Raw genomic sequence first — 26,600 nt, forward strand, 5'->3', positions numbered from 1 at the left:
TAGCGCTGATGGTCAGCGCTACCTGGCATTGGATATCGCACAAGTCACGACTAGTAGGCATGCTTGCCAGAGAAGGCCGTCACTGTTCGGGCAAGGATGACGAAGTCGAGCCACAGCGACCAGTTGTTGATGTATTCGATGTCCGAATCCACCCGGCGAATCATCTGCTCGATATCCTTGGTTTCGCCACGATATCCACGCACTTGGGCCAGGCCAGTGATGCCAGGCTTGATGTTGTGGCGCGCAAAGTAGTCGGCGATGTCGGGCGAATACTGCGCATCGTGCTGGATGGCATGCGGACGCGGCCCGACCAGGGACATTTCGCCCATCAGCACGTTGAACAGCTGCGGCAGCTCATCCAGGCTGGTGCGTCGAATGAAGGCGCCGACCCGGGTCATGCGCGGATCATTCTTTTGTGCTTGCTTGACCACACCGTCTTCGGGCTGATGGACGACCATGCTCCTGAACTTCCAGATGCGAAAAGGTCCGCCACTCCAGCCCATCCGTTGCTGGCGAAAGAACACCGGCCCGGGGCTGTCGAGCTTGATGGCAATGGCGACGATGGCCAGCACTGGCGCTGCAAACAGCAAAAGCAGAAACGCCAGCACGCGGTCTTCAAGGTTCTTGAGCAGCAGGCGCATGCCCATCAGTGGCGTTTCGGACAAGGTCAGCACGGGAATGCCGGCAATCTCGCGAACGCTGTGGTTGATCAAGCGCAGGGAAAAGATGTCCGGCACCCAGTTGACCGAGATGTGCTTGTCGAACAACTTCAAGTACACATCCTTGATCACCTGCGAGCCGTCCAGTGGTGTGACGAAGTAGACGGTGCGGATGGAATGCTGTGCGACCAGGTCGTCCAGATCGGAAATATGACCCAGTATCGCCAGGCGGTTGGGGTTTTCCGAGCCGTCCTTGCCCTGGTCATCGGCCGCCCCGATCAACACGGAGCCGACCACTCGTTCACCCAGCCAGGGATTGTTGCTGATTTTCTGATGCAGGAAATCCGCCAGCTCGCCCGAGCCGATGATCAGTGCGTTGTCCCGTTGGGTGGGGTGAGCCAGGAATTTCTTTTGCAGTTCACGGGTCGCGAGGTGCAAAAGCAGCTGGGCGAAATAACCGATGACGAACAACTCACCCACCAGCAAGCGTGAGTACTGTTCGCTCTGTTTCGTAAGAAAGGCCATGGCGACGAGAAAACAAAAAGCGGCGGTCCATGCCTTGAACAGTTTGAAGGCCTTGACGGCAAAGCCGACATTGCTTCGATAAATGGCGTAGTGGTCGTAGACGACGGCCAATGCCCCCAGCAACAGCAGGACCATGATCACATAAGCCTGCGTGATGAAGCCGACGTGATAAACAATCAGGTACCACGCGACACCGGTGACAGCGAGGCTATCGAGGCCTGCCTGGATAAAGATACTGGTACTGCTTCTTCGCTGGAGTACGGAACGGCTACTGCTCGGCTCAAAAATCATGATCAGATCCCATTTTTGCTGCCCCCCTCGCGCCCAACCCGAACGCGATCCAGGTCAAAACCACCTTCGTTTCAGAGCTTTAGCCTCAGCGGCAAGCTACTTATAGTCGAGAAATCCACCGTCCACCGAAATTTGCAGGCAGGGGAAAAAGCGGCATCCCGTGCTATCACTTTAGCAGCAGTGTGGATTCATTCACGCAATGGACGAAGTTTAGTCTGCAGCATTGACGCAGGCGCCGGCCGGCCTGCTTTTGGGGGGATTGGACGACCATCGGTAGCACTTGGATTGCCTGGGCGGGAAGAGCGGATGAGCAGCGCATGGGCAGCGCTGTCAGTTATTCATTCCGTCTTCGATGGCGATGCCTTGGGCGCGCATCTTGCTGATCAGTTCGGCGCGGGTGCCAGGCAGGTTGAGCATGGTTTTGGCGCGCAGTGCCGCCACTTCGTCTGCGCTGTAGGGTTGGTAATCGGCGGGTCGGCTTTTGCCAGCCATGCCGTCTTCGCGCATCAGCCAGTTGAGCAGGTCTGCCAGTTGCGCGTTGTTCAACGCCGATTGCGACATGCCCGGCACGCGCACCAGGAATTCGCGACCGCCGGGGACTTTCAGGAAGTTACCGACAAACCCGGTCATTCGCGGCGTGTCATTGGCCGCCGAGCCCATCCCGTTGCCCAGGTGGCAACCGGCGCATTGCAACTGATAGTTCACACCCACGCTGTAGCCGGCCTCGGCGATGGGCTTTTGCAGTTCCTCGTTGCCCGGCGCGTGACGCTGCGTCGGGTCCGGGATGGCCCGGGCATGGGCGAGTGGGGTGGTCAGGGCGCAGACGAGACCTAGGACCAGCAGCTTGCGCATGAAATGTCTCCTTATGGGGGACCTTGTAGGAGCCAGCGGTGCGGCGATCCGACTTGCCGGCGAAGGCGTCTATGAATACGCCTTCGCCGGCAAGTATGGCTCCTACAAAAGACTGCCGGCTGCCAGGGCAACCGGCGGTGGTGCGTGTCAGACCGCCACGCCACGGATGATCGAAACGGTGCAGTGATAGATGTGCGATTTGGCGGCCAGGCACCAGTTCACATCATTGTTGTTGAACGGGCGGTAGGCCGGTTCTTCACTGTCGTTACGGGTGCAGGCGCACTGGGCGCAGCTTTGCTTACCGCAGCAGTCGTTGTACGAAATGATGTAGTCCTTGCCGTCGGCCGGGTTGCGGCAGGTACCGATCCAGGTCACTTGCGAGGCTTCGGTGCCGGGTGGGCAGGAGGTCACCGAGCCGCCGCAGCAGCTGCACAGAAAGCCGTCGATGGAGCAGTAGCGCCAGTAGTCGCAGCTGTTCGGATCGCCAGGGTCGCCGGCTTTCGGGTCAGTGGCGGCCAGGGCCTTGCTGGTACGGTCCAGCGGCAGCAGCACGGGCAGGGCGGCACCAGCAACGATCAGCGAGCCCATGCGGGCCAGCAGTTTGCGGCGCGAAGTCGTGTCGGCAACACGGCGCGAGGAGCGCTCGAACAACAGATCCAGCAGTTTCATGAAGGTCTCCCTGCCTTATCAGTGGCTATGGCCGTGGCTATGATCGTGAGCGTGGTCGTGGGGCTGAGCATTGAGGTACTGCTGCAGCGTGGCGTGCTTCAGGTGCTCGACTTCGAACAGGCTGTCCAGGTGCTCGCGGGAGTTGACCAGGCCCTTGGCGCGCAGGGTGCCGGACTTGTCGATCAGGGCTGCGTACGGCAGCTTGCCGATCTGGTAGGTCATGCCCACTTCCGGCCCGACCACGTAGGTGGCGTCTTCCAGTTTGTGTTCGCGGATCAGCGCTTGCTGGGCGTCCATGTCGCCGTCGCTGACGAACACCACGTCCAGCGTGCTGGCTTGTTCCTTGGCGATGGACTTGATCGCCGGCAGCAGCGATTTGCAGATCGGGCAGGTCGGCGAGAGGAAGAACAGCAGTTGCGATTTCTCACCGGCGTAGCCGAAGTTCACCGGGCGACCATTACGGTCGGCAGCGGTCACTTGCGGTGCGGCTTCGTTGACAGCCACGCCTTTGTCCATCATCAGCGCGCCGGCCGGGGCCAAGCGGCCGTGCAGCACGCCAATCTGACGGACCAGGCCCATGACGACGAACGCCACGGCCACCAGCAATACCCAGAGCAGAACGTTGGAAACTATCAAGCCTTCCATTGTGATTACCTACCAATCAATTTGAGCAGAAGAGGGGAGTTCGCCGCCAGGCCATCGGCCGCAGCGTAGATAAGCAGCGCGACGGCGGCAGAGGCCAGGGTCACGAAGCCATCGAACACAGTCATGTCACGGGCAATCGGTGCCACGCTGGCCAGCAGCGCCAGCGCCACCAGCACGCTGTTGCGCAGCAGCAGCACAGGGCGCAGCGGTTGCGCCTGGTCGGGGCCTGCACAGCCGCAGTCGATGTCGCGACGACCGCGCCACAGGTTTATGCCGATGGCAGCGGCGTACAGTGCCAACAGGCCCGCCGCGCTCAACGCCGCCCAGGGACGGCTGACCGGCACCAGCAACGCGAACGCGATCGCCAGTTCCAGCAGCGGAATCAACCGCGCGCTCGGGGGCACCAGCGCGTCGGGCAGCAGTTGATAATCGGCAAGCTGTTTGCGAAAGCGCGCTGGCGCTCGCACCTTGTGGGTTGCGGCACTGGCCAGCAGCACCGCAATGGCGATGGCGCTGGCAAGGATGAAGATCGGATCTGATTGCATGGCCGAACCTCGGTTAGTAGCTCATGACCTGAGTCGCGGTTTTCGCGACCTTGGCCATGCTGCCGGTGTGCTTGTTGGTCTTGAGGTCGAAGATCTGCAAGCCGCCTTCAACGTCGGTGCCCAACAGCAACGGTTTGTCGTCACCCGTCGCCTGCATGCTCCACACCGGTACCGGTGCTTCCAGGGTGCCGATTTTCTTGCCGGTCTTGAGGTCGAAGGCCCAGATCAGGGGGCTCGGGTCTTCCCACTTCATCGGTTCGTGGGCGTCGTGCATCAGCACGTACAAGCGGTTCAGCTTCGGCGCGACCGCCATCAGCTGCCAGCCGCCCGGTGCCCAACCGGCCTTCTTCTCTTCATCGGTGACCAGCGACCAGCTCGGCAGGATTTTCGGCGCATCGCCGCTGAAATCCACACCGCGCACGGTGCCGGTGGTGGTGGTGAAGTAGTAGGTGTCGCCAACGTTGACCGCACGCTCCACCAGTTTTTCCGCGTTCGGATCAAAGAACGGCGTGCGGCTGCGCGCGGTTTCCTTGCCCTCGTCGTTGATCGTCACGACCTGCAGGCTGCCGTCGCCGCACAGCGAGGCGAACTTGCGCTTGCCGATCGGGTAGTTGAGCACGCAACCGGGAATCGAGATTTCCGTGGCCACCGCTTTGGCCTGGGTATCGACCACGGTCACCGAGGTCGACGGGGTGAAGTTGTAGACGTAGACGAAACGGTCATCGCCGCTGGTCTTCAGGCCGTAGCGCTGGGTCAGCGATTCGGCGCGCTTGTTCGGGATCAGTACTTCCCAGGCCGGCGACAGGGTCGAGCTGTCCCACGCGGTCAGCACGTCGGTACGGGTGCCACGGGTGCCGCGCGAATACCAGATGTCGGCGCTGTAGATCAGCTTGCCGTCATGGCTCAGGGCCGAAGGTGCGGCAAAGCCGGTCGGGACCATGCCAAGCACGCGTTTCTGGTCGGGGTCGACCACGGTGACACGCCCGGCGACGAAGCTTTCGAACTCGACATCGACGACGAATGCCCGGTGCGGTTCAGCGGGGAAGGCCAAGGTGGTCTGGCCGATGCCGGTGTCGGCGGGCAGGTCCGCGCGGGCACTGTTCAAGCCGAGTACAAGCAGGCTCAGGCCTAGCGCTGACTGTACGGAGATCCTGTTTGTTCGCATAAGGGGAACTTCCTGAATTATTGGTAACGCGGATCGCGGGTGAGTGGGCAGATTCTGACCATCGAATAGTGCCTCGCCCTGCAATCGCGGGAATTGCCCTGCCTGCCAAGTGTTTGTGTATCTGTGCCAGTGTCGGGAAACGCCTGCCGCGCATCGCCCACCGTCCATCTCCTGTAGGAGCCAGGCTTGCCGGCGAACGCGTCCTTGAGTACGCCTTCGCCGGCAAGCCTGGCTCCTACAGAGGGATGGGCGGGGTGTCAGGCGCTGGTGGCGAGGGGAAGGGAAAAGCTGAACACCGCGCCGCAAGGCTCCAGGTTTTGCGCCCAGATATCGCCCCGATGACGGCCGATGATGTTCTTGCACAGCGCCAGGCCGATGCCGTTGCCGCTGACCTTGGACGAGAAGAAACCATCGAACAGCTTCTCTTGCGCCTGGGCCTGGATGCCGCGACCGCAGTCCTCGATGCGCACCAGCGCCACGCCGTCGCCGGCGCTGGCATGAATACGCAACACCCGGCGCTCGAGCGGCAGGTCGGCCATCTCTTCAATCGCATTGAACGCCAGGTTGAGGATCACCTGGCCAATCAACACCTTCTCGCAACTGACCCGCAGCGGCTCGGGTGAGGTCACGACGTCCACGCGCACTAGGCTCGGATCGGCCCGCAGGCTGATGAAATAGCGGGTTTCGCGCAGCAGCTCGTTGAGGTCGATCAGCTCTTCGCTTTGCTCCAGTTTCACCACGTAATCGCGCACGCTCTTGATGATCACCGAGGCGTGCTCGATTTGCCGCACGGCGCTCTGCAAACCCCAGGTGACGCCTTGATCGGTCTCGGCCGCGTTGCCCAGGCGAATCACCGCGCCCTCAATGAAATTGCGGGTGGCGGCCAGCGGCTGGCTCAGTTCATGGGCGATGGCCACGGCCATTTCACCCATGGCGTTGTAGCGCGCCAGGTATTCGAGTTTCTGCTCGCTGAGCCGGCGCGCTTCTTCGGCCTGCACCTGCTCCGTGACGTCTCGAAACAGCAGCAGATGCCCGACCAGGTCATCCTCAATCTCTATATAGCGGCACGTTGCGTCATGCCAGCGCCATTCGCCGTCGCGCCGCTGTACTTGGTAATGCACGTTGAACGGCGTGTGTTCCGGTGTCTCGTGGGCGAACTGTTGCAGCAGACGCTGGCGCGAATCCTCATCGCACCAGGCCAGGAAGTTCTCGCCCATCAATTGATGGACTTCACTGCCGAGCAAGTGCGCGCCGGAGTCGCTGATAAAACCGATATCGCCCTCGGGGCCGAGCACCGCCACGCCCTCGGCCAGATCCTGCATGAAGGCCTTGAGGCGGCTTTCGAAACGCTTGAGGTCGCGCTTGACCTTGTCCTCCTTGGAGATGTCGCGGAACTGCACCATCAGCACATCGCGACCGTCCAGGTGCACCAGGGTCGCCACCGCCTCGGAAAGAATCTCCACCCCCTGCTTGGAGCGATAGCACCACTCGATGGCGCGCTGACCGGTGCGCGCGGCACCTTCCAGCCAGCGCAGGCCCACCGAGCGCCGGTACTTCGGTGCGTCGCGGGTCATGTCCGGGGCTTTGAGCGGCGTCAGTTCTTCCAGGGTAAAACCCAGCGCCGCCAGGGCGGCAGCGTTGGCCCAGAGAATTTCCTTGGTGTGCGCATCGTGAAGAATGATGCACAGCGGCATGGCTTCGATCAGCGCATGGAAATCGTTTGGTTTTGGCAAGTACATCGCAAAGCCCTTTACGGCAGAGGGTTCCAGTATGGCGCTTTATACCTGCTCGCACAGGGGGACGCGCTCAGAGGTAACCGGTGTGCGACTAGGGGATTTCTTTAGCCGGGGGGCTGCACGCACCAATAGTTGCGCTTCGCAGCGGTTTTTACACTGGACCGCAATGCAAGGGGAACGACCCCGATCCTTGTAGGAGCGGGGCTTGCCCGCGAACCAGGCGCTGCGGTCTCTCAGATAGACCGCGTCATCGTTCTTCGCGGGCAAGCCTCGCTCCTACAAGGAGGGAGCGTTAACCACAGCCATCTAACAATAAGCAAAACGGAGAAAGCCCATGCTGCGTTCAGCGGTCGCGCAACAAGACGCCCTGATCGGCGTTGACGAGCCAGTGGTCGATAGCCAGGCATTCCAGCAGGTACTGGCTGAAGTACGCCAGCGCCGCGACGAGTTCGACGCCGGCTCCCATGTGCCACGGGACATGATCGAGCGTTTCAAGCAAGTGGGTATCTACCGTGCCGCCACGCCAAAATGCTTCGGCGGTGACGCCCTGGCGCCGGCCCTGTTCCTGCAAATGATCGAGCGTATCTCCGAAGCCGACGGCTCGGCGGGCTGGGTTGCCAGTTTCGGCAGTGCCGGCGTCTACCTGGCGGCGTTGCCCCGCGAAACCCTGGCTGAACTTTATGCGCAAAGCCCTGACCTGGTGTTTGCCGGCGGCCTGTTTCCATTGCAGCCGGCCGAAGCAGTAGAGGGCGGCTATCAAGTCAACGGCACCTGGAAATTCGCCAGCGGCTGCAAGGGCGCTGACTTGCTGGGCGTGGGCATCGGTGCTGCGGGTGGCAAGCCACGCACCGCGGTGTTCCGTCCGGAGCAGGTAGAGATCGTCGAGAACTGGGACGTGGTCGGCCTTAAAGGCACCGGCAGCCACGACCTGCGCGTGTCCGACAAGCGCGTCGACGAGCGCTGGACATTCATCCGCGGCGGTGCCTCGACCATCGACGAACCGCTGTTCCGTTACCCCTCGATTGCCTATGCCGCGCAAGTGCTGGCGGTGGTCAACCTCGGCCTGGCCCGCGCTGCCCTCGATGAAATCAGCCGCATGGCTGGCGGCAGTGGCATCACCGGCGCGCCGAAACTGTCCGATCGCGCCTACGTACGCATCGAAATCGCCAAGGCCGAAGCCAAGCTCACTGCCGCCCGCGGTTTCTTCTACAACGCCACCGAACAGGTGTGGAACTCGATCCTCGCGGGCAATCCGGTCACCCCGGAGCAGACCAGCCTGTTGCGCTTGTCCGCCATTCACGTGTCCCAGGCCGGCGCCGAAGTGGTGCAGAGCGCCTACAGCCTGGCCGGTACCACCGCGATTTACCTGCGCCATCCGCTGCAACGCTACCTGCGTGACTCAATGGTGGTGACCCAGCACGCCTTCCTCAGCGAAGGGCTGTATGACGGCGCCGGCTCGGTGTTCCTCGGCGTACCGCCGTTCCCGGGCTACATCTGAAACCTCTAATTCAAGGATCAATACTCATGACCCAAGCCACTCAAGAACCATTGCGCGTCGTCTTCTGCATCGGCATCACCCAGAACTTTTTCGACCTGCCCACCGGCGAAGGCCTGAGCGTGTGGAAAGGCTTCAGCCGGATGATGGGCGACCTGGGCGCGATGCCCGGCATCACCGTGCTCGGCGCCATGGATGACGACCGCCTGATGGTCGGCCCATCCACTACCTCGCCCTGGACCGTGTACATCATGGCCGACGTCGACTGCCACCAGTCGGTGATCGACGCCTGCAACCTGTTCCGCACCACGCCGGTGAACGAGTACAGCCTGTGGCGCTACGCCAAGGTCGAAGCGCGCATCGGTCGCCCACTGACCATCCCTGACGCGGCCAAGGTGTAAGCCATGAACGAGGCCTTGCTGCAGCGTCTGGCGACGCTCGAAGGGGAAAGCGCAGTGCGTCGCTTGATGGCGCACTACATGGACCTGTGCGACGTGCCCAGGGCGCCGACTCGCGTCAGTGAGCTGGCCGAGCTGTTCTGCCTCGATGCGATCTGGGAAGGCGTGGGTCGCGAGACCGCGCAGACCTTCGGCCAGCATCGTGGACGCGAGGCCGTGGCGGCGTTTGTCGGCGGTTACCTGCCGCCGTCGGACCACTTTCAGCTGAACCTGCATTACCTCACCAGCGAGTCGATCGTGGTCGACGGCAGCATGGCGCAAGGGCAGTGGATCATGCAGCAGATTTCCACCTACGCCGATCAGCGCAGCGAACTGTTCGGCACGCGCTTGAACATCGATTTCCGCTGTGTGGATGGCACCTGGCTGATCGCGCATTTCCGCACGCAACGGCTGTTCAACAAGGAGCTGGTTGTATGAGTACCTTCATCAGCGAATTTCTCCTGGGCGGCAACGGCAAACGCGTTGCCATCAAGGATTCCATTGACATCGCCGGCCATCCGACCCGCTCCGGCAGTCGTGCCTTTGCCGATGCACCGGCGGCGATGAAAAACGCCGAAGTGGTAGACGCGATTCTTAACGCGGGCTGGCAGATCGTCGGCAAGACCAACCTGCATGAGCTGGCGTTTGGCGTCACCGGTATCAACGATTGGACCGGCACGCCAATCAACCCGCAAGCGCCTGATCGAGTGCCCGGCGGTTCCTCCAGCGGCTCGGCCTCGGCCGTCGCGGCGGGCCTCGCGGACATCGCCCTCGGCACCGACACCGGTGGTTCGGTGCGGGTGCCGGCGGCCTGCTGCGGCATCGCCGGGCTCAAGCCGACCTACGGCCGTGTAAGTCGCATCGGCGCGCATCCGCTGGAGTCCAGCCTCGATTGCGTCGGGCCATTCGCCAGGACCATGGACGACCTGATCGCCGCCATGCAGGTGATTTGCCCGGGCTTCAACGTGCAAGGTTTGCCAGGTGACGGCGCCAAGGTCGGCTTCCTCGACGTGGCCTGTGACGCCCACCTGCAAGCCAGTCTCGGTGCTGCCGCCGACCGCGCGGGCTGGCGCCGCAGCCACCTGCAATTGAGCGAATTCGAAGCCGCGTTCGCCGCGGGCCTGACCGTGATCAATTTCGAAAACTGGGCTGCGTTCGGTCACCTGACCGGCAAAGGCCTGATCGGTGCCGATGTGGAAACCCGCCTGCTGGCGGCCAGCCGCACTACTCGTGAAGAGCTCGCAGAGGCAGAAGCCGTGCGCACCCGTTTCACCCAGCAGGTGGATGCCGCGCTGGAAGACTTCGCCGTGCTGCTGTTGCCGACCATGCCGAGCCTGCCGCCGACCCTGAGCGAAGCGCGCAGCGGCAGCAAGGCCGTGGCCGGCATGACCCCGTTGGTGCGTCCCTTCAACCTCAGCGGCCATCCGGCGCTGACGGTGCCGGTGGAACTCGATTGCGGCGGGCTGAAAGTCGGCCTGCAGATTGTCGGTCGCAAAGGCCAGGACGAACTCGTCTGCGCCTTCGGTGCGCAGCTGCAAGCCTCAACCCTTTAAATCTAACAAGAAGCCATGAGGAGAACCGCATGAGCACTCATGAATACCGGCTGATCGCAACGTCGAAAAGCCCCGAAGAGCTGGTCCAGCACGACCGCGTCGACGTCTCGCTGTACAACGACCCGACGCTGTTCGAAGCCGAGCTCGAGAAGATTTTCTACCGCACCTGGGTGTGGGTCGCCCACGAAAGTGAAGTGCGCAACAGCGGCGACTTCAAGACCGCCACCATTGGCCGCCGCCCGGTGATCGTCGTTCGTGACAAGAAGAACAACATCAACGTGCTGGAAAACCGTTGCCGCCACCGCGGTGCCACTGTGTGCGAGAAGCACAAGGGCAACGCCACCGGTTTCACCTGCCCGTACCACAGCTGGTCCTATGGCCTGGACGGCAAGCTGCGCGCGCTGCCATATCCGGACGGCTATGAAGGCATCCTGGAAAAGTCGGAATTGCCGCTGACCAGCCTGCGCGTGGAAAGCTACGCCGGCATGGTTTTCGCCAGCTACAACGACGAGATCGAACCGCTGGAAGACTTCCTTGGCGGCGCCAAGCACTGGATGGACCTGTTCATGAAGCAGGGCGCCGGTTACCCGATCAAGACCCAGGGCGAACACAAGTTCAGCTTCAAGGGCAACTGGAAGATCCAGCTGGAAAACACCACCGACGGTTACCACTTCCCGATCGTGCACAAGTCGTTCATGTCGTCGGTGGATGAAGAAACCTCGGAAATGCTCTCGTTCATGACCGACGAGCAGGCCGTCACTCACTCCCTGGGCAACGGCCACAGTGTGATGGTGATGGTGCCGGAGCACGTCGACCTCGATCACGATGACGGCACCGAGCAGTTGCAGGAACGCTTTGCCCACGTCACCGAAGAATTGTCGAAAACCATGCCGGCCGATCAGGTGCGCCGTATCGTGCGCTCGCTGCACGGCGCCGGTTTCAACCTGAACCTGTTCCCCAACGTGGCCATGTCGATGTCGTTCTTCCGCGTGCTGCGCCCGGTGTCGGTCACCGAGACCGAGATCCGCCACGTGGCCCTGGGCATGGACGGCGGCCCGGAAATCGCCAACCGCGAACGCATGCGTATCCACGAGCACTTCCAGGGCCCGTTCGGTTTCGGCAGCCCCGACGATGCCGAAGCCTGGGACCGCGTGCAGCGCGGCTCGTACGCCGGCGTCGATGCGCCAATCCTGGTCAACCGCGGCCTGAACCGCGAAATCACCGCTGAAAACGGCGACAAGGTCAGCCACGCCACCGACGAAGGCGGCATGCGCGGAGCCTACGACATGTGGAAAAGGATGATGAGCCAATGAGCAATCAAGACACCCTGAACGGTTTTTCCGGCCCGTTGGCCCAGGCCATCGAATTCATCTGGCGCGAAGCCGAACTGCTCGACCACAAGAACTACGCCGAATGGGCGACCTTGTGGAGCGAGAGCGGCAAGTACATCGTGCCGATCGACCCGGACACCGAAGACTTCGAGGCGACGCTGAACTACGCCTACGATGACGCACGCATGCGTGACCTGCGCATCGAACGCCTGACCGCCGGTTACTCGCCGTCGGCGGTGGACGCGGCGAAAACCATCCGCACGATCTCGCGTTTCCGCCTGGTCGAAGCCGCCGGCGACATCGTCGAGGTCAACTCGGCGCAGTTGCTGTACGCCTACAAGCGCGGCGTGCACACGCCGTTCGTGGCCGACCTGAACCATCGCATCCGTTTCACCGATGGCGTGCCGACCCTGGAACGCAAAGTGGTGCGGCTGATCAACTCCACCGACAGCCTGAGCGCGCTCGGCTTCCTTCTGTGAGGGCAACATCATGAGTCGAGTAGCCCTTGTAACGGGTGCCTCGCGCGGGTTGGGCGAGTGCATCGCCCGCCGTCTGCACGGGGCGGGTTATCGCGTCGCCCTGGCGGACGTGCGCCTCGATGGCGTGCGGCGCCTGGCTGCCGAGCTGGATGCCAGCGGTGCCAGCGCTGTCGCCATTGAGCTGGATGTGCGCAGCAAGTCCGACTTCCAGCATGCCCGCGACGTGCTGGTCGAGCATTGGGGCGGCTGCGACATCCTGGTGAACAACGCCGGGGTGTCGAAAGTCGCGGCGCTGATGGACATCACGCCGGAAGAGTTCGACGAGTCAATGGCGATCAACCTGCGCGGCACTTTCGTCGCCTGCCAGGTGTTCGGCGCGCACTTCGCCGAGCGTGGCTTTGGCCGCATCGTCAACATCGCGTCCCTGGCCGGGCAGAACGGCGGCACCGCCACCGGCGCGCATTACGCCGCGGCCAAGGGCGGCGTGGCGACGCTGACCAAGGTGTTTGCCCGTGAACTGGCGCCGCAAGGCGTGACGGTCAACAGCATTTCGCCAGGTCCGCTGGACTTGCCGGTGGTGCGCGAAACCGTGGCCCCGGAGCGCCTGGAACAGATCCTGAAGATGATCCCGGCCGGCACGCTCGGTGACCCGGCGTTCATCGCCGACAGCGTGCTGTTGTTGATTGCCGACAACGCCACCTCCGTAACCGGTGCGTGCCTGGACATCAATGGCGGCCTGTACATGCGCTAAGCAGCAGAAAAATGCCCCCCCTGTAGGAGCGAGGCTTGCCCGCGAACCAGTCACCGCGGTCTATCAGGAGAACCGCGTCATCGTTCTTCGCGGGCAAGCCTCGCTCCTACGGGGGGCGAATCAGTCTGTACCGTTAAACAAAAACAAATGTATTTCAGGTGATGCCATGATGAAGGTGAAAATCGAAAGGATCGTCGACGAAGCACAGGATATCCGTTCCTTTCGCCTCGTGCGCAGTGACGGCCAGCCGCTCGACACCTATGAACCGGGTGCCCACGTCGACCTGACCGGGCCGACCGGGGTTACCCGCCAGTACTCGCTGTGCAGCCCGCCGCAGGATCGCCGCGCCTACCTGGTGGCGGTGAAGAAAGAGCCACAGTCGCGCGGTGGCTCGCAAGCCTTGCATGAGCAAGTGGAAGAGGGCATGGAGCTGGAAATGGGCGCGCCGCGCAACCTGTTCCGCCTCGACCCGAGTGCCCGCGAACACGTGCTGTTCGCCGCCGGCATCGGCGTGACGCCGCTGTTGAGCATGGCCTATCGACTGGCGGAAAGCGGCCAGCCGTACCGCCTGCATTACTTCGCCCGCTCGGCGCAGTACGCCGCGTTTAGCGAGTTGCTGGCGACGAATTTCGGCGATCACGTGGAGTTCCACTACGGCGTCGAACCGGGCGATCTGGATGGTGCATTGAGCGCCTGCCTGGACCGCGCCAACCCCGCGGCCCACGTCTACACCTGCGGCCCGGCGCCGTTCATGAACAAAGTGGTGGAAGTGGCGGCGCGCAGTCGCGCCGATGAGGCCATTCACCTTGAGCACTTTGCTGCGGATCCGGCGGCCAACAGTGCCCCGGCCGGTGGTTTCGAAGTGCAGCTGGCCAGTTCCGGCGTGGTGCTGCAAGTGCCGGCCAACACCAGCCTGGTGGATGTGTTGCAGGCCCACGGTTGCGACATCGACACCGAGTGCCGCGAAGGCATCTGCGGCACCTGCATCGTCGAGGTGCTGGAAGGCGTGCCGGAGCACCGCGACAACTGCCTTTCCAACAAGGAAAAGGCCTCCAACCAGCAGATTTGCGCCTGCGTTTCACGGGCACTTTCCGCTCGTCTGGTATTGGACATTTGACGTAAAGGACGCTGGAAAGCGTGCGCCGGAGCCTGTTGAATGGGCGCCCGGCGGCCCCCAGGGAGGAGAAGGCTGGAACACCAGACATTTTTACCGAACCGCTCGGCGAAGCGGTCGAAAAATAACAACAAAAACGTGAGGCTTTGCGGACATGATTACAGCATCGACGGTGCGCAACGAGGCGTTCGAAAGTTGGTTGAGCCAGGTGAACCAGGCCTGCGGGCGTTTCGACGCCCGGGCGCTGGACACCGACTTCTACGGCCAACTGACGGAATTTCGCAGCGGCGCGATCAACCTCAGTGTGGTCGACATGGCGCACGTGCATCTGTATCGCACCAGCAAGGACGTCAGCACCAGCAGCGACGGCCACTATTACGCAGTGTTCCAGCTGCGCGGCAGCTCGCACCTGGAGCAGGGCGAGAACCGCACGCAACTGGGCTGTGGCGACATCGCCCTGATCGACGCCAGCCGCCCGAGCGACATGACCTACAACGATGACTCGCGCCAGTTGTCGCTGATCCTGCCGCGTCAGGTGGTGGAGCGGGGGTCACACTTCACTGCCGTCAACTGCGCCACGCGCATCGGCGCCAACAGCCCCCTGGCGGCGATGGCCAACAAGCTCGTGTTGGAGACGCGTCAGCAGGAAGGGCTGGACATGCAGGAAAGCGAGGCGGTGCTTGACGCCCTGGCCAGCCTGCTGCTGCCGGGGATCAGCGCCCGTGACGGTGCTGCCGATCCCCATGAGCGGCAGTTCCGCAAAATCATCGCCTTCATTGATGCGCACCTCAGCGACGAAGAACTGTGCCCTGAATTGATCGCTCGGGAAGTGGGTATTTCCGTGCGCGGCCTGTACCGGATGTTCTCCAAGCGCGGCCTGGTGGTGGCGCAATACATCAAGCACCGGCGCCTGGACTTCTGCGCGGAAAACCTGCGCCGTGCCGATGTTGAGCAGAAGCTGTCGGCGCTGTGTTACGCCTGGGGTTTTTCCGATTCCAGCTACTTCTCGTCGGCGTTCAAATCGCGCTTTGGCGTGTCGCCGGGTGCTTATCGCAAGCGTTATAGCCAGCACTGATGTTGAATGTGCCGGCCTCATCGCGGGCAAGCCCGCTCCCACAGGTATTGATGGCGTTCACAAAATCTGTGAACGACAAGAATCACTGTGGGAGCGGGCTTGCCCGCGATGACTGACTCAAGATCCCTGAAGAGCTAGACCTCTAGCCTCTATCTCAATGCCGCGCCGGCTCATCCACCGGCAGATGCAGCACCTCGCGCACCAGCATGGCAATGCTGCTCACGCCCATCTTTTCCTTGATCTTGGTGCGGTGCACGTCAACGGTCTTCACGCTGATGTTCAGCTCCCGGGCGATCACCTTGCTGGCCTTGCCATCGATCACCAGCATCAACACTTCCCGCTCGCGGCTGGTCAGCAGCGCCAGCTTGCCCTGCAGGTTCTGGCGCTGCTGCTGGTCGGCCTGGGCGTGCACGGCGGTCTTGAGTGCCGCCTGGATGCGGTCGATCATCTGCTGCGGGTTGTAGGGCTTCTCGACGAAGTCCAGCGCGCCGTTCTTCATCGCCGTGACCGACATCGGGATGTCGCCATGGGCCGAGACGAAAATGGTCGGCAAGGTGCTGCCGCGCTGGTTGAGGATCTCCTGCAACTGGAAACCGCTGGTTTCCGGCATGCGCACATCCAGCACCAGGCAGGCGGGCTGCCTGGGGTCGTACTGGCTGAGGAATTCTTCGGCGCCGGCAAAGCACTGCGCCTGGACGCTGACCGACTCCAGCAGCCAGGCCAGCGAGGTGCGCAAGTCTTTGTCGTCGTCAACGATGTAAACAATCGGTTTGCGGGTTTCCATCAGGGGCTGCCACGAAAATTCTAATTATTGTTTTCGCACGCGAACGCGCGGCACGCATGGGCTGTGTTTTTTCCAGCCTGTAAGCAGGATACCCACTGTCGCCGGCCCTTGCGATAAAGAAACCACCTAGTCGACTAGCGGAAAGCCTACCTCTACGTGGGGATCGTCAGAATGGTTGCGCCGAGCCCGCAGCCTTAGTCTTGTTCCATCACCTACGGGCCGCATTCAAAGCGGTCCTCCTGAAGGAAGGGGCATCGACATGGCCGACCTGAGCCAGCAGCAAATCGACTTTCGCAACGCCATGGCGCAGCTGCCTGCTGCGGTGAACATCATCACCACCAACGGCCCGGGCGGGCGCTGCGGCATCACTGCCAGTGCCGTGTGCTCGGTGACCGACTCGCCGCCCACGGTACTGGTGTGCGTCAACCGCAACAGCGCCACCCACGACGTGTTCCGCAGCAACGGCCGCCTGTGCGTCAACGTGCTGTGTGGCGAACAGGAAGAACTGGCCCGGCACTTCGCCGGCATGACCCAGGTGCCGATGGCCGAACGTTTTGCCTGGGACCTGTGGGACGACGGCGCCGCCGATGTACCGGTGCTGCGCGATGCCCTGGTGCAACTGGAGGGGCGCATCAGCGAATGCAAGGAAGTGGGTTCGCACTCGGTGATGTTCGTGGAGCTGGACAAGGTTGGCGTGCGCGAACCGCGCGATAGCCTGGTGTATTTCAACCGGTTGTTCCATCGCCTGGAACACGCTGGGGCGCATTGCTGATAGACCGCGTTATCGTTCCTTGCTTGTAGGAGCCAGGCTTGCCGGCGAACCAGGCGCCGCGGTGCATCTATTGCACCGCGTAATCGTTCTTCGCGGGCAAGTCGGATCGCCGCCCGCTCGCTCCTACAAGCGAAGGCGGTCTCAGGTCGAAGCACGTGTTTAATGGCTGTCAGATCAACTTCCTGCAAACTACAGCGCCTTGCGTCATTGTCTACAGGTACGCCAGAATCCGCCGGCTTGTGCACCTTGGCAGCCATCGGTAACTTGATTCGCGTCACTGATCTCCAGTGATCGGGTTTAGTAGCCCGTGGTATTAGAAGGTGCACGAGTGACGGTCATACAGGTAATTCCATACCTGAATTTGATGGTGGCTGTGCGTAGGGCGTCCCTGGGCGCGCCGGCTTTCTTCTTTTCCCCGGTCTACTAACCTGCGTACAGCCGCCACCCCTCGTTTAGTAGCGATGGAGTGGCTGCATCACAACGGAAAAGAAAATCATGTTCAAGGTAACGCCTGATCCGCCTCGGCCAGTGTGATGAGCAATGACCTGGCGGGGTTTCTGCAAGGCTCGCACCGCAACACGCTGCTGGGTATCGCCCAAGTGATCATGTTGGGAGAGTTGGCGGTGAACCGGGCGCTGGATAACCTGGATTCATCCGAGTCTGCGACACACAGCTGACCCCCTGTGGGAGCGAGCCTGCTCGCGATGAGGCCAGCACATCCTGCAACTTAGGTGACTGAGACACCGCCATCGCGAGCAGGCTCACTCCCACAGGGATCTCCGTGAACACAGGGTTTGTGTGCGACATAAATCCAAATGAGAGTGAGCCTGCTCGCGAAGTCGATCTATCAGGCGTGCAAATATTCCCGGGCCAACCGGCAAGCCCGCTCAATCAGCATCGGCGCCATTTCAATCGCCGTCGGCGTGCCCTGGCGGGTATGAATCCAGCCCAGGTAGGTGGTGCCGCGCAGCATCAGGAACAACGCCAGCGTCTTGCGATCCGCCTCGGTCAACGGCTTGACCCTGTGGTAACCCTCGAGCAGCGCCGTCTTGATCTGCTCATATCGCGGATCATCCAGGCAGAAATACAGCGCGGTCGCCAGTTCGAACATGTGCCAGCCAAACCCGGCGTCGTCGAAGTCGATCAAGCGCAGGCGCGGGCCTTCGATCAGCAGGTTTTCCGGGACAAGGTCGGCGTGGATCATACCGAAGTTGCCCAGATGGCGGCCGTATTGGCGCAGGTCCTTGCGCGCAGCACGCCGGGCCTGTTGCAGCAGGTCGCGTTGTTCGTCGCTTAGCTGTTGCAGCTCCCAGAAACGCCCCCAGAACGGATTCGCCCCGATCAAGCCTTCCTCGTCCCAGGCATGCCGGATAAACTCGTCCGGCTGCTGCCACTCTGTCGAATGCACATGAATGCGCGCGGCGATCGCGCCGGCCTCGGCAAACAGGAAATCGATTTCGGTATCGGCCTGCACCCCGGTCTCCGAGGTGCCGGCCGTGGTGCCCGGCAACCAGGCGAGCATGTCGACATGGCGTTCGCCGATATCGGCATGGCGCACTTCGATCAAGTGGCGCCGGTCCCGGGCGCGAATGATTTGTGGCACTGTAATCCCGGCGCTTTCCAGGGCTTCCATCCATTGCAATTCGGAACGCAGCGCCGCCTCGCAGTGATAGCCATTGCGATGAATGCGCAGGGCCACCCGCTGGCCGTCCTGACGGCGGGCAGAGAACACCGCGTTCTCGCGGAATTTCACCAGTTCGATATCGCCGAAGTCGCCGTCCCAGTGTTGCAGGGCGTGGCGCGCCAGGTCGTGCAACCGGGCGACTTGCTGATCGTGGCTCAGGGTGTGGAATTCAGTCATGGCAGATCCTCAAATCGCGCTCAGGGCATGGTCCAGGGTGTCGACGAACAGGTCGGCGTGCTCGCGGCTGAACACCAGCGGCGGGCGCAGCTTGAGAATGTTGTCGCCGGCGCCGATCTTGCTGATCAGCACGCCGTTCTCGCGCATGTCGTTGACCACCTTGCGCGCTTCCAGCCCGGCCGGTTCCTTGCTGGCGCGGTCGCGCACCAGTTCCATGGCGAAGAACAGGCCCTTGCCGCGCACGTCGCCAATGATCGAGTGCTTGTCTGCCAGAACCTGCAAACGCTGCTGCACATAAGCACCGACGCTTTGCGCGTTTTGCAGTAGCTGCTTTTGTTCAATCTCGTCCAGCACCGCCATGCCGACCGCCGCCGCTACGGGCGAGCCGCCGAAGGTGTTGAAGTACATGGCGTTGCGCCCGAACGATTCCACCAGCGCCTTGTGGGTGATCAACCCGGCCAACGGGTAGCCGTTACCCATGGGTTTGCCGAGGGTGACGATGTCCGGCACGACGCCGTGGGCCTGATGACCCCAGAGATGATCGCCAGTACGGCCGAAACCCGATTGCACTTCATCGGCGATGAACAGGCCACCGGCAGCGCGGATCAACTCGGCGGCCTTGGCGACGAAACTGGCCGGCACCCGGGGCAAGCCTTCGTTGGCGAACAAGGTGTCGATCAGCAGCGCGGCGGGGCGAATGCCCTGGGCCTGCATCGAGGCGATGGCGGCCGCGATGTTGGCCGCGTATCGCTCGGCCAGTTGCGCCTCGCTGGTGCCTGCCGGTGCCCGGTACAGGCACGGAATCGGCACCGCACGGGCATGGGCGGCAAAGGGTTCCGGTGAGGGCAGGGCAGTGGTGACCTGGGCCAGCGACGCGGAATTCCCATGGTAGTTGTAATCGCTGACGATGATGCCGGTGCCGCCGCTGGCGTAGCGTGCCAGGCGCAGCGCCAGTTCGTTGGCCTCGGTGCCGGTACAGGTGAACATCGCTGTGTCCAGAGGCAGGCCGAAGGTCGCGGTCAATCGTTCGGCATAGCGCACCACCTGCTCGTCGAGGTAGCGGGTGTGGATGTTCAGCGTGGTGGCCTGACGGTGCATGGCCTCGGTCACGTGGGGGTTGCAGTGACCGACGCAGGGCACGTTGTTGTACACGTCCAGGTAGCGGCGACCGTCGACGTCGAACAGCCAAACGCCTTCGCCGCGCACCAGGTGCAGGGGCTTGTCGTAGAACAGCGGCGAGGCGCTGCCGAGTACACGGTGACGGCGTTGCAGGAGAGTGTCAGGCATGGTCTGGAACCTCGATTGGGGCGGTGCGGCGATTGCGCAGCAGGAAGTTGAAAATACACAGGGCGAAGGTCACGCCGAGGGCGATCAGCATGCTCAGGTCAAGCTGGAAGCAGGCGGCGACCACCACCAGCGTCAGGGCCAGGCCCAGCCAGGCGACCAGCTTGCCGCCGATCAGGCGGAAGGGCCGTGGCAGGTCGGGCTGGCTGCTCTTGATGCGCAGGTACGCGCCGAAAATGCACAGGTAGCAAACGTTGAGCAGCAGTACGACCGCGAGCATCACCGTGGCTGGATCGACTTCGGACAAGGGCAGGCCGATCGCGCCGATCAGCAGCAGTGCCGGATACGGTGTGCCGCGTTTGCCGGTCTTGCCCAGCCACTGCGGGAACAGGCCGTCGCGAGCCATCGCGAACAGTTGCCGGGAGGCCGCGTACACCAGGGAGAAGAAAGTGGCGATCAAACCGAACACGCCACCGCAGCCGATCACCTTGGCCAGCCACGAGCCTTCACCAAATGCGCTGTTGCTGGACATCGCGGCGTACAACGGATCGCCCGCCGAGCCCACCAGCTCGACACCGCCGGCGCCCGGTGCGCAGACCAGTACCACCAGTGCGGTGACCAGCAAGGTGCCAATGGCCGCGAGGATGCCGCGGGGCATGGTGCGGCCAGGGTTTTCAGCTTCTTCCGCCGCCGAACCGGTTTGTTCCACGGTGATGAACAGCCAGATGGCGAACGGCACGCAGGCGAAGATGCCGCCGAGGCTCACGGGAGTGGCGACATTCGCCGGCAACGCCAGCAGGTTGGCCAGTTCGACATGCGGTGCCATGGCCACGCCGAATGTCAGCAGGGCGACGACGGCAATCACACCGGCAATGAACGTCAGGCCCATGGCCTCACCCACGCCGCGCAGGTGAATGCCAATGATCACCGCGAACAGGGTGATCTTCACCGGCCAGCCGCCAAGACCGAAAATCGACTCGGTGTAGGCACAAATGAACGTCGCTGCCGCCCCGGTGCCGATGGTCAGGGCCAACGCACAAGCCACCCCGACGAGGTAACCCACGAACGGCCCGAACGCACTTTGCGCATACACGAACACACCGCCCGCACTGGGCAACGCGGTGGACAGTTCCGCCACGCATAACGCCAGCCCACCACACAGCAGCGCCATCAACAAGGTGGCGATCAGCATGTTCAGCCAGCCACCGGCCGCCAGGCCAAAGTTCCAGCCGGAAAACTGCCCGGCCACCACCAACGCAATTCCAAGGCCGGCGATCTTTGGCCAGCCCAACGCACTTTTCTTGAGCACAGAAATCTCCCGCGACCCGAAGGTCGATTTATTGTTTTTAGTGAGAAATGGAGGGGGTTGAGCTTGGTTTACGCCTTGATACTACGCGTGGGGTGCGGCGCGGCATGTTTGCGTGCATGCCATGTGGTTGGTTGTGGGTGCCAGATTTGGCAGGAGGAAAACAGGAGTACCGCGTTATCGTTCTTCGCTTTGTAGGAGCGAGGCTTGCCCGCGAAGAACGATGACGCGGTACAGCAGGTACACCGCAGCGCCTGGTTCGCCGGCAAGTCGGATCGCCGCACCGCTGGCTCCTACAGCGAAAGCGGTGTATCAGCTAACCCAAGGCTTAGATCCTGAAACTCCCCACCAGCTGGTTGAGTCGTGCCGCCTGCTGCTCCAGCTCGGTACAAGCTCGCAACGTCGCCTGCAAGTTCTCCACCCCTTGCTGGTTCAGCGTATTGATCCGGGTGATGTCGACATTCAACGCCTCGACCACGGCGGTCTGTTCTTCAGTGGCGGCGGCGACGGACTGGTTGACGTTGTCGATCTCGCCGATGCGTTGGGTCACGCTGCTCAAGCGGGTGCCGGCGAGGTTGGCGATGGTGACGCTTTCTTCGCTGTGCTGCTGGCTTTCGGTCATGGTGGTGAATGAATCGCGGGCACCCACTTACAGTTCTTCTCCGTTTGGGCGTAGTAGATATGAGCAGAACAATTCTATTGTCGAGTTGGTTGAATCATTCATTTGCTATGCGAGTCGCCTCCAGAGAGAAAATGTTTTGGTATTTGAGGTGGAGTAATGCGCCGAAAAAAATTGCGGCACTCCCGGAGACTAAAAATACCCCGCTAATTGAAATCAGGGCAGATAGCCATGCACCAAAAATAGGTCCAAGCACCAGGAATAACAAAGTTAAACTTCGGGCAGTCGCTGATACTGTTCCAAGATGAGCTAGTGGGCAATATTTTTGAAGGCTTAGGCCAAATCCTAATGAGGTCAATCCATAAGTGAAGCCGGCAACGAAAAATATAAGTATTAATGCAGGGTATGTAGGTATGGTTTCTAGTTCTTGAAGTGATCCTGCTATGACTACCATTAACCCAAATGTGACAAGGGAAAGTGTGGAGCAAAAATAAATTCTGCTGGGGTAGAAAAATTTGAAGCAAAATCCAGCTAAGATTCCACCTGCAGCCGTTGAACTAACAATTGTTCCAAATATGTAAGATTCAAAGCCGAGGTTTTTTAAGAATATGCTTAGAAGTGAGTCGTAACAGCCCAGGATTGCTGACTGAACTAATGCGCAAATGAAGAATAGCCGAGTGGATGGGCCGCTGCGAAATAATATTTTAAGTGCTTCAAGGTTTCCAAATGATCGCTGTTCAGGCCTGGAAGTTATCTTCTCGCGATAGCGCAGGGAAAGCATGATGACGCAGAATACACCAAACAGTGAAAAGCTAGCGGAAATTAAGAAGCCGTGCGCTTTGTCGGTCATGCTTGCGACAATGCCGGCTGCGAGAGGGGAGCAAATTTTAATAAATTGATCAATTATAGTTGTAATTGAAATATTGGTTGCGAGGTCTTTGCTTGTAAGAAGTTTCCTGGTAAGAATGATCTCTGCTGCGCCAGAGCCGAGATTGGACACGCCTTTAATGAAAACAAAGAATAAAAAGTAAGCTTCAGAGCTCGCTCCAAATAATAGGCAGGCGACTATAAAACGAATTGCAAAGCTGATTGTTAGAAATCTTAGTGGGTTCGAATAGTCAGCAATAGTTCCGAGAAGAGGCCCCAATAATAGTGAAGGAAGTCCATACAGTGCTGCCGCATACCCTAAGGTTTTTGGTGAGGCATCGAACCCAAATGTAAGTACCGTGAAGATAAGAACAAAATCGACCCAAAGAGTGGCGGAACTGCTCAATCGAATGCCACATAAGTAATTGTAACCTTTTATTTGTGGTGGCTTCACGGCTCAATCCTGTTTGATGCGATACATTGTTTGATCTACTACAAGCATAGATATTTTTTTGCTCAAGCAAAATGATTCTAGGTCGGTATGTGAATTAATGAATCCTCTCCCTTTGAAATTTAGTGATGTGTTGCAGAGGACACTTACTCCTGAGAGTTTTTTGAATTCTGATAATAGATTATGCATGATGGTGTTATCTTGATAGCTAACGGTTTGGACTCTGGCTGCTCCATCGATGTGAGTTACGGCTTTAAGTCGATTATCAATCACCTTGTGGAATGACAACATGAATTTGCTATGGTTACATCCTTCAAAGTAGAGTGTCGCATCCTCCTCAATGCAAATTGGAGCAATTGGCCTGTAAGGCTCTCTTTGTTTTATGGTGTTCAATCTTGTTGTGGTGTTTTCTGAGAACGGGGCTGCGATAATTGATCTGTTGCCAAGTGCTCTAGGGCCAATTTCGCAATTACCTTGAACCCAACAAATGATCTCGCCTTCTAGGAGCGCCTCACACACTTCCCTTAGCATTAAAGGGCTTTGAACGCTGGATTTCATGGCCTCATCGCGGTCTGGCTCACTCTCACACTAAACCTCCAACGAACACAGAGGAGGTGTACGACGTTGATATAGTATGAAGGCGAGCTTTTTCGCGTAGGTGGTATAATTGGTAATACGCTGGAGGTTTGCTTGCGTAGAATGCTAAGGAGGCTACTGTGGCTCTGATATTGTGAATGACGCCGCGATGACTCGATTGCTATCATGGAAGTTGTTGGATTTGCTAGTGTATTGGGCTGACATTCACGTCTGGACTAAGGAAGTCGATGTGATAGCCAGATGAGCCGTCGCCGATAGCTACATGAACACCGTTAATCCCTTCATTCAGTTGAGAGTTTATTTTGTAATTAATGCTTGTCGCTATAGACTCGTTTACCCCTATAGCAAATTCCGTCAGCTTAACTCCGCGAGAACCTGCCGCAAGATCCAATAATTTTACATGTTCTTCATCACTGATTTTTAGTGAGGTTATGGTGTTGCCTGTGACGGATAATATTGCACCCTCTTCATGTATTCGATTGCTTAGCCATGCGAGTGATGTCTTTAAGCCTTCTGGCAGTGTTGGAATGGGTTTTCTAAGCACTGTTAGTATTCCGGAGATTTTCAAAGTCCCGCTGAAAGAAAATGGGCAAGGGTCTTGTGGGTTCATGTGGGCGTAATGGACTTCAAAAAATTCCGCCACAGATTGGACAAAATCACTTTCTATGTCCTCTGCGATTAATGCATAGGCTTGAGCATGTGGGAAAATTGTCACTGACGCGTCAGAATCGTTCCCAGTCAATAAAAATGATTCGTGCGAATTAAGCATGTTCAGGACACACCTTTGCTTGCTCAACGCCTGCTCAAAATCGCTCTTCAACAAGAGCTTCAAGCTATAGAGTGCACTTTCTAAAGAAGGCTCAAATACTTGTGTAGCACAAAATATGCTTTTCTTTCTTTGTGTGTTCTTCGCTATTTCAAACGTCAATTTTGCCGCTGTGTTCGTGAAAGAAAATATGATACTGCACTTCGGAAGTCTATCAATTTCCGAGAGGTTGGCGGTCTTGAATCCTAGTTTCGTACATTCTTGAAGAAAAGTTTTTGAGTCGGAAACTATTGACGGTTCTCTTTGGCCAAAAAGAGTCTTTATCATTGTTGAGTGTGACATGAGTACCTCCTTGTGTTGTCAGTGGGCGGCAAGAATGCTCCTGACGCCCGTTTGCATCAATTAGTTTTCAGTGTGGGCCCAGGCCAAAGGCGCCCAGCCGAAGTTCTCCGGGCCTGTAGTAACACGATTGAGTTTTTCTTTGGTGGAGATTTTTTTGTTCATTTGGTCGTCCTTTTTAAGTTTTTGGTTTGTCCGCCCCTGCTTTCATGGGGCGGGGTTATTAATACAGAATTTTTTGATGTGTTAAATGGTTTGTGTGGGGGTTTTTAGACTGAATTATTATTTTATGGTCGTCGTAAAGCCCTTTGGGTTATTTGTGTAAGTAGTGCCTGTAGTCCTGTTCTGAAAATGTCAATTGTCGTCGATTTTAGATTGTGCTTGATGATCTGAAGTAGTTAGCTTGCCTTGTGGGTTCTCTTTTTTTGGGGGCCGGTATTAAATTTTGGAAAAGGGGTTATTTAGTGCAGGAATCAAAGAAATATCTTACGGACGCATCTGTACATCAAGCCCTGTTGCAGGTCGATCTAACAGAAGCCGCCTCACCCGATCACGCGGTTCGGATATTACTTAAGGAGATCCTTCAGGGGCTGACTGAAAGAGACTGGCCCCAAGCTCAAATACTGACTGGGCCGCGGATTGTGTCCGCCGAGGAAAACTACGGTTTGCTCGGTTATGACCCAACAGAAATCACCCTCGGAAGTGCCCACACCCGTTGGGTCGACGAATGTTCTTTGTTGCGCACCCAAACCACCAGTCAAATTCCGGCGGCGCTTCAGCGTGCCGCTCAGGTCCGGCAACCGGGGGAGACGATATTGCTGGCCGCCCCCGGCATCACTTTCCGCCGCGATAGCCGGGACCGTTGGCATTGTGCGGAACCGCATCAGATGGATATCTGGGTGCTCGGTGATCCGGAACTGGCGAAGCATGAACACTTGTTGCGTCTGGTCGGCGATATCCTCAAATCGGCCGTACCTGACAAGCCTTGGATCTTCAGCGATAGCCCGCACCACTACACGGAGGGGGGAATCGAGGTGAATGTGTTGAATGACGGCTCACCGGTCGAGGTGCTGGAGTGCGGTCGTATTGCGACGTCATTGTTGGAGCGACTCAAGATAGATCCTTTGCAACATGGAGGACTGGCGCTGGGGATGGGGTTGGATCGACTGACTATGCTGCGCAAAGGCATACCGGACATTCGATTGCTGCGCGACCAGAACGAACGAGTACAGGCGCAGATGCACGATCTGAAACCGTGGAGCGCCGTATCGCGTTTGCCTTCGATTGCTCGTGATATTTCGCTCGCTGTAACACCGGGATTGAGCGAGGAGGTGTTAACCGAAAAGATGTTGCAGGCTGCTGGCGACTGTTCTGACTGGATCGAAGAAATGCAGGTCAAGGGGCGTTGGCAGTCCTCGGATTTGCCCGACCAGGCCATTGAACGACTCGGATTATTGCCAGATCAGGAGAATGTGCTTCTGCGCGTTGTACTGCGTGACTGTTCACGGTCAATCACAACTGCGGAGGCGAATGCCTTGTATTCCCGAATTCAGTCGGCGTTGCATGAAGGTGCACCGGGGGCGGGTTACAGAATGGATTTTCCCGCAGTCTAGAACACTCCAGGCCCCTATA

26 protein-coding genes and 2 pseudogenes are annotated in these 26,600 nt (G+C 59.5%); 13 read left to right on the forward strand and 15 right to left on the reverse strand.

Annotated features, from left to right (window positions below; genetic code table 11):
- Nucleotides 1-50 precede the first annotated feature (50 nt).
- Nucleotides 51-1,475 (reverse strand): undecaprenyl-phosphate glucose phosphotransferase, encoded by a 1,425-nt coding sequence (locus OH720_RS12405; RefSeq protein WP_180206356.1) that lies wholly within the window; start codon nt 1,473-1,475, stop codon nt 51-53.
- 330 nt (nt 1,476-1,805) lie between these two features.
- Entirely contained in the window at nt 1,806-2,327 is a 522-nt protein-coding gene (locus tag OH720_RS12410) for a cytochrome C (RefSeq protein WP_272605844.1), read from the reverse strand.
- Between OH720_RS12410 and OH720_RS12415 the strand changes: the two genes are divergently transcribed.
- A complete protein-coding gene (locus OH720_RS12415) occupies nt 2,326-2,514 on the forward strand; it encodes a hypothetical protein (RefSeq protein ID WP_272605845.1) in 189 nt (62 codons plus the stop codon). The genes OH720_RS12410 and OH720_RS12415 overlap by 2 nt on opposite strands.
- On the opposite strand, the gene OH720_RS12420 is transcribed toward OH720_RS12415, so the two are convergent.
- The 5 genes from OH720_RS12420 to OH720_RS12440 all read right to left on the reverse strand — a co-directional run bounded on the left by OH720_RS12420 (nt 2,475) and on the right by OH720_RS12440 (nt 7,090).
- Entirely contained in the window at nt 2,475-2,996 is a 522-nt protein-coding gene (locus OH720_RS12420) for a methylamine dehydrogenase light chain (RefSeq protein WP_008062110.1), read from the reverse strand. The two genes, OH720_RS12415 and OH720_RS12420, sit on opposite strands and share 40 nt — an antisense overlap.
- An 18-nt stretch (nt 2,997-3,014) precedes the next feature.
- The gene (gene mauD, locus OH720_RS12425; RefSeq protein WP_008062109.1) at nt 3,015-3,641 is read right to left on the reverse strand and encodes a methylamine dehydrogenase accessory protein MauD; all 627 of its coding nucleotides are present in this window, start codon (nt 3,639-3,641) and stop codon (nt 3,015-3,017) included.
- Between the two features lie 5 nt (nt 3,642-3,646).
- Nucleotides 3,647-4,186, reverse strand: a complete 540-nt coding sequence (locus OH720_RS12430; RefSeq protein WP_272605846.1) for a MauE/DoxX family redox-associated membrane protein — start codon at nt 4,184-4,186, stop codon at nt 3,647-3,649.
- Between the two features lie 13 nt (nt 4,187-4,199).
- Nucleotides 4,200-5,351 carry an amine dehydrogenase large subunit gene (locus OH720_RS12435; RefSeq protein WP_272605847.1) on the reverse strand — a complete coding sequence of 384 codons (1,152 nt, stop codon included), beginning with the start codon at nt 5,349-5,351 and terminating at the stop codon, nt 4,200-4,202.
- Between the two features lie 257 nt (nt 5,352-5,608).
- A complete protein-coding gene (locus OH720_RS12440) occupies nt 5,609-7,090 on the reverse strand; it encodes a sensor histidine kinase (RefSeq protein ID WP_272605848.1) in 1,482 nt (493 codons plus the stop codon).
- A gap of 331 nt (nt 7,091-7,421) precedes the next feature.
- On the opposite strand from OH720_RS12440, the gene OH720_RS12445 reads away from it, so the two are divergent.
- The 9 genes from OH720_RS12445 to feaR all read left to right on the forward strand — a co-directional run bounded on the left by OH720_RS12445 (nt 7,422) and on the right by feaR (nt 15,322).
- On the forward strand, nt 7,422-8,585 hold the full coding sequence (locus OH720_RS12445; protein WP_272605849.1) for an acyl-CoA dehydrogenase family protein: 1,164 nt from the start codon (nt 7,422-7,424) through the stop codon (nt 8,583-8,585).
- A gap of 26 nt (nt 8,586-8,611) precedes the next feature.
- A complete protein-coding gene (locus OH720_RS12450) occupies nt 8,612-8,983 on the forward strand; it encodes a hypothetical protein (RefSeq protein WP_272605850.1) in 372 nt (123 codons plus the stop codon).
- A gap of 3 nt (nt 8,984-8,986) precedes the next feature.
- On the forward strand, nt 8,987-9,457 hold the full coding sequence (locus tag OH720_RS12455; protein ID WP_272605851.1) for a nuclear transport factor 2 family protein: 471 nt from the start codon (nt 8,987-8,989) through the stop codon (nt 9,455-9,457).
- Complete coding sequence (locus OH720_RS12460) at nt 9,454-10,572, forward strand: amidase (RefSeq protein ID WP_272605852.1); 1,119 nt, start codon at nt 9,454-9,456, stop codon at nt 10,570-10,572. Before OH720_RS12455 ends, OH720_RS12460 begins: the two co-directional genes overlap by 4 nt.
- Nucleotides 10,573-10,601: 29 nt before the next feature.
- The gene (locus OH720_RS12465; protein WP_272605853.1) at nt 10,602-11,885 is read left to right on the forward strand and encodes an aromatic ring-hydroxylating oxygenase subunit alpha; all 1,284 of its coding nucleotides are present in this window, start codon (nt 10,602-10,604) and stop codon (nt 11,883-11,885) included.
- Nucleotides 11,882-12,382 carry an aromatic-ring-hydroxylating dioxygenase subunit beta gene (locus tag OH720_RS12470; protein WP_056723082.1) on the forward strand — a complete coding sequence of 167 codons (501 nt, stop codon included), beginning with the start codon at nt 11,882-11,884 and terminating at the stop codon, nt 12,380-12,382. Before OH720_RS12465 ends, OH720_RS12470 begins: the two co-directional genes overlap by 4 nt.
- Nucleotides 12,383-12,392: 10 nt before the next feature.
- Complete coding sequence (locus OH720_RS12475; protein WP_272605854.1) at nt 12,393-13,133, forward strand: SDR family NAD(P)-dependent oxidoreductase; 741 nt, start codon at nt 12,393-12,395, stop codon at nt 13,131-13,133.
- A 166-nt stretch (nt 13,134-13,299) separates the two neighbouring features.
- Complete coding sequence (locus tag OH720_RS12480) at nt 13,300-14,250, forward strand: PDR/VanB family oxidoreductase (RefSeq protein WP_272605855.1); 951 nt, start codon at nt 13,300-13,302, stop codon at nt 14,248-14,250.
- Between the two features lie 151 nt (nt 14,251-14,401).
- Nucleotides 14,402-15,322: a transcriptional regulator FeaR gene (gene feaR, locus OH720_RS12485; RefSeq protein ID WP_272605856.1), complete on the forward strand. Its 921-nt coding sequence runs from the start codon at nt 14,402-14,404 to the stop codon at nt 15,320-15,322.
- 154 nt (nt 15,323-15,476) lie between these two features.
- On the opposite strand, the gene OH720_RS12490 is transcribed toward feaR, so the two are convergent.
- The gene (locus OH720_RS12490) at nt 15,477-16,106 is read right to left on the reverse strand and encodes a response regulator transcription factor (RefSeq protein WP_008062087.1); all 630 of its coding nucleotides are present in this window, start codon (nt 16,104-16,106) and stop codon (nt 15,477-15,479) included.
- Between the two features lie 259 nt (nt 16,107-16,365).
- Here OH720_RS12490 and hpaC point away from each other — a divergent pair, with 259 nt between their 5' ends.
- Nucleotides 16,366-16,878 (forward strand): 4-hydroxyphenylacetate 3-monooxygenase, reductase component, encoded by a 513-nt coding sequence (gene hpaC, locus OH720_RS12495; protein ID WP_179055051.1) that lies wholly within the window; start codon nt 16,366-16,368, stop codon nt 16,876-16,878.
- Nucleotides 16,879-17,396: 518 nt separating this feature from the next.
- Nucleotides 17,397-17,555 (forward strand): annotated as a pseudogene (locus OH720_RS12500) (DUF6124 family protein); the annotation flags it as partial.
- Nucleotides 17,556-17,725: 170 nt separating this feature from the next.
- Here the strand turns inward: OH720_RS12500 and OH720_RS12505 are convergent.
- The 7 genes and pseudogenes from OH720_RS12505 to OH720_RS12535 form a co-directional block, all read right to left on the reverse strand.
- Nucleotides 17,726-18,739 carry a phosphotransferase enzyme family protein gene (locus OH720_RS12505; protein WP_272605858.1) on the reverse strand — a complete coding sequence of 338 codons (1,014 nt, stop codon included), beginning with the start codon at nt 18,737-18,739 and terminating at the stop codon, nt 17,726-17,728.
- A gap of 9 nt (nt 18,740-18,748) precedes the next feature.
- Nucleotides 18,749-20,026: an aspartate aminotransferase family protein gene (locus tag OH720_RS12510; RefSeq protein ID WP_272605859.1), complete on the reverse strand. Its 1,278-nt coding sequence runs from the start codon at nt 20,024-20,026 to the stop codon at nt 18,749-18,751.
- Nucleotides 20,019-21,332, reverse strand: coding sequence for an amino acid permease (locus OH720_RS12515; protein ID WP_272605860.1), 1,314 nt, complete (start codon nt 21,330-21,332; stop codon nt 20,019-20,021). Before OH720_RS12515 ends, OH720_RS12510 begins: the two co-directional genes overlap by 8 nt.
- Nucleotides 21,333-21,657: 325 nt before the next feature.
- Nucleotides 21,658-21,978, reverse strand: a pseudogene (locus OH720_RS12520) (methyl-accepting chemotaxis protein); the annotation flags it as partial.
- A 67-nt stretch (nt 21,979-22,045) separates the two neighbouring features.
- On the reverse strand, nt 22,046-23,269 hold the full coding sequence (locus OH720_RS12525) for an MFS transporter (protein ID WP_272605861.1): 1,224 nt from the start codon (nt 23,267-23,269) through the stop codon (nt 22,046-22,048).
- A gap of 3 nt (nt 23,270-23,272) precedes the next feature.
- Nucleotides 23,273-23,824 (reverse strand): carbamoyltransferase C-terminal domain-containing protein, encoded by a 552-nt coding sequence (locus OH720_RS12530; RefSeq protein ID WP_272605862.1) that lies wholly within the window; start codon nt 23,822-23,824, stop codon nt 23,273-23,275.
- A 223-nt stretch (nt 23,825-24,047) separates the two neighbouring features.
- The gene (locus OH720_RS12535; RefSeq protein WP_272605863.1) at nt 24,048-24,971 is read right to left on the reverse strand and encodes a hypothetical protein; all 924 of its coding nucleotides are present in this window, start codon (nt 24,969-24,971) and stop codon (nt 24,048-24,050) included.
- Between the two features lie 461 nt (nt 24,972-25,432).
- On the opposite strand from OH720_RS12535, the gene srmL reads away from it, so the two are divergent.
- Nucleotides 25,433-26,581, forward strand: coding sequence for a PheS-related mystery ligase SrmL (gene srmL / locus OH720_RS12540; protein ID WP_272605864.1), 1,149 nt, complete (start codon nt 25,433-25,435; stop codon nt 26,579-26,581).
- The last annotated feature ends 19 nt before the right edge of the window (nt 26,582-26,600 follow it).

It is taken from the genome of Pseudomonas sp. WJP1, from assembly GCF_028471945.1.
Lineage (GTDB): Bacteria > Pseudomonadota > Gammaproteobacteria > Pseudomonadales > Pseudomonadaceae > Aquipseudomonas.

What these genes read in the sequence shown, in the direction of transcription:
- OH720_RS12405 (WP_180206356.1), bottom strand. Translation starts at nt 1,475, where the DNA reads ATGATTTTTGAGCCGAGCAGTAGCCGTTCCGTACTCCAGCGAAGAAGC.
- OH720_RS12415 (WP_272605845.1), top strand. Translation starts at nt 2,326, where the DNA reads ATGAAATGTCTCCTTATGGGGGACCTTGTAGGAGCCAGCGGTGCGGCG.
- OH720_RS12410 (WP_272605844.1), bottom strand. Translation starts at nt 2,327, where the DNA reads ATGCGCAAGCTGCTGGTCCTAGGTCTCGTCTGCGCCCTGACCACCCCA.
- OH720_RS12420 (WP_008062110.1), bottom strand. Translation starts at nt 2,996, where the DNA reads ATGAAACTGCTGGATCTGTTGTTCGAGCGCTCCTCGCGCCGTGTTGCC.
- mauD (WP_008062109.1), bottom strand. Translation starts at nt 3,641, where the DNA reads ATGGAAGGCTTGATAGTTTCCAACGTTCTGCTCTGGGTATTGCTGGTG.
- OH720_RS12430 (WP_272605846.1), bottom strand. Translation starts at nt 4,186, where the DNA reads ATGCAATCAGATCCGATCTTCATCCTTGCCAGCGCCATCGCCATTGCG.
- OH720_RS12435 (WP_272605847.1), bottom strand. Translation starts at nt 5,351, where the DNA reads ATGCGAACAAACAGGATCTCCGTACAGTCAGCGCTAGGCCTGAGCCTG.
- OH720_RS12440 (WP_272605848.1), bottom strand. Translation starts at nt 7,090, where the DNA reads ATGTACTTGCCAAAACCAAACGATTTCCATGCGCTGATCGAAGCCATG.
- OH720_RS12445 (WP_272605849.1), top strand. Translation starts at nt 7,422, where the DNA reads ATGCTGCGTTCAGCGGTCGCGCAACAAGACGCCCTGATCGGCGTTGAC.
- OH720_RS12450 (WP_272605850.1), top strand. Translation starts at nt 8,612, where the DNA reads ATGACCCAAGCCACTCAAGAACCATTGCGCGTCGTCTTCTGCATCGGC.
- OH720_RS12455 (WP_272605851.1), top strand. Translation starts at nt 8,987, where the DNA reads ATGAACGAGGCCTTGCTGCAGCGTCTGGCGACGCTCGAAGGGGAAAGC.
- OH720_RS12460 (WP_272605852.1), top strand. Translation starts at nt 9,454, where the DNA reads ATGAGTACCTTCATCAGCGAATTTCTCCTGGGCGGCAACGGCAAACGC.
- OH720_RS12465 (WP_272605853.1), top strand. Translation starts at nt 10,602, where the DNA reads ATGAGCACTCATGAATACCGGCTGATCGCAACGTCGAAAAGCCCCGAA.
- OH720_RS12470 (WP_056723082.1), top strand. Translation starts at nt 11,882, where the DNA reads ATGAGCAATCAAGACACCCTGAACGGTTTTTCCGGCCCGTTGGCCCAG.
- OH720_RS12475 (WP_272605854.1), top strand. Translation starts at nt 12,393, where the DNA reads ATGAGTCGAGTAGCCCTTGTAACGGGTGCCTCGCGCGGGTTGGGCGAG.
- OH720_RS12480 (WP_272605855.1), top strand. Translation starts at nt 13,300, where the DNA reads ATGATGAAGGTGAAAATCGAAAGGATCGTCGACGAAGCACAGGATATC.
- feaR (WP_272605856.1), top strand. Translation starts at nt 14,402, where the DNA reads ATGATTACAGCATCGACGGTGCGCAACGAGGCGTTCGAAAGTTGGTTG.
- OH720_RS12490 (WP_008062087.1), bottom strand. Translation starts at nt 16,106, where the DNA reads ATGGAAACCCGCAAACCGATTGTTTACATCGTTGACGACGACAAAGAC.
- hpaC (WP_179055051.1), top strand. Translation starts at nt 16,366, where the DNA reads ATGGCCGACCTGAGCCAGCAGCAAATCGACTTTCGCAACGCCATGGCG.
- OH720_RS12505 (WP_272605858.1), bottom strand. Translation starts at nt 18,739, where the DNA reads ATGACTGAATTCCACACCCTGAGCCACGATCAGCAAGTCGCCCGGTTG.
- OH720_RS12510 (WP_272605859.1), bottom strand. Translation starts at nt 20,026, where the DNA reads ATGCCTGACACTCTCCTGCAACGCCGTCACCGTGTACTCGGCAGCGCC.
- OH720_RS12530 (WP_272605862.1), bottom strand. Translation starts at nt 23,824, where the DNA reads ATGAAATCCAGCGTTCAAAGCCCTTTAATGCTAAGGGAAGTGTGTGAG.
- OH720_RS12535 (WP_272605863.1), bottom strand. Translation starts at nt 24,971, where the DNA reads ATGTCACACTCAACAATGATAAAGACTCTTTTTGGCCAAAGAGAACCG.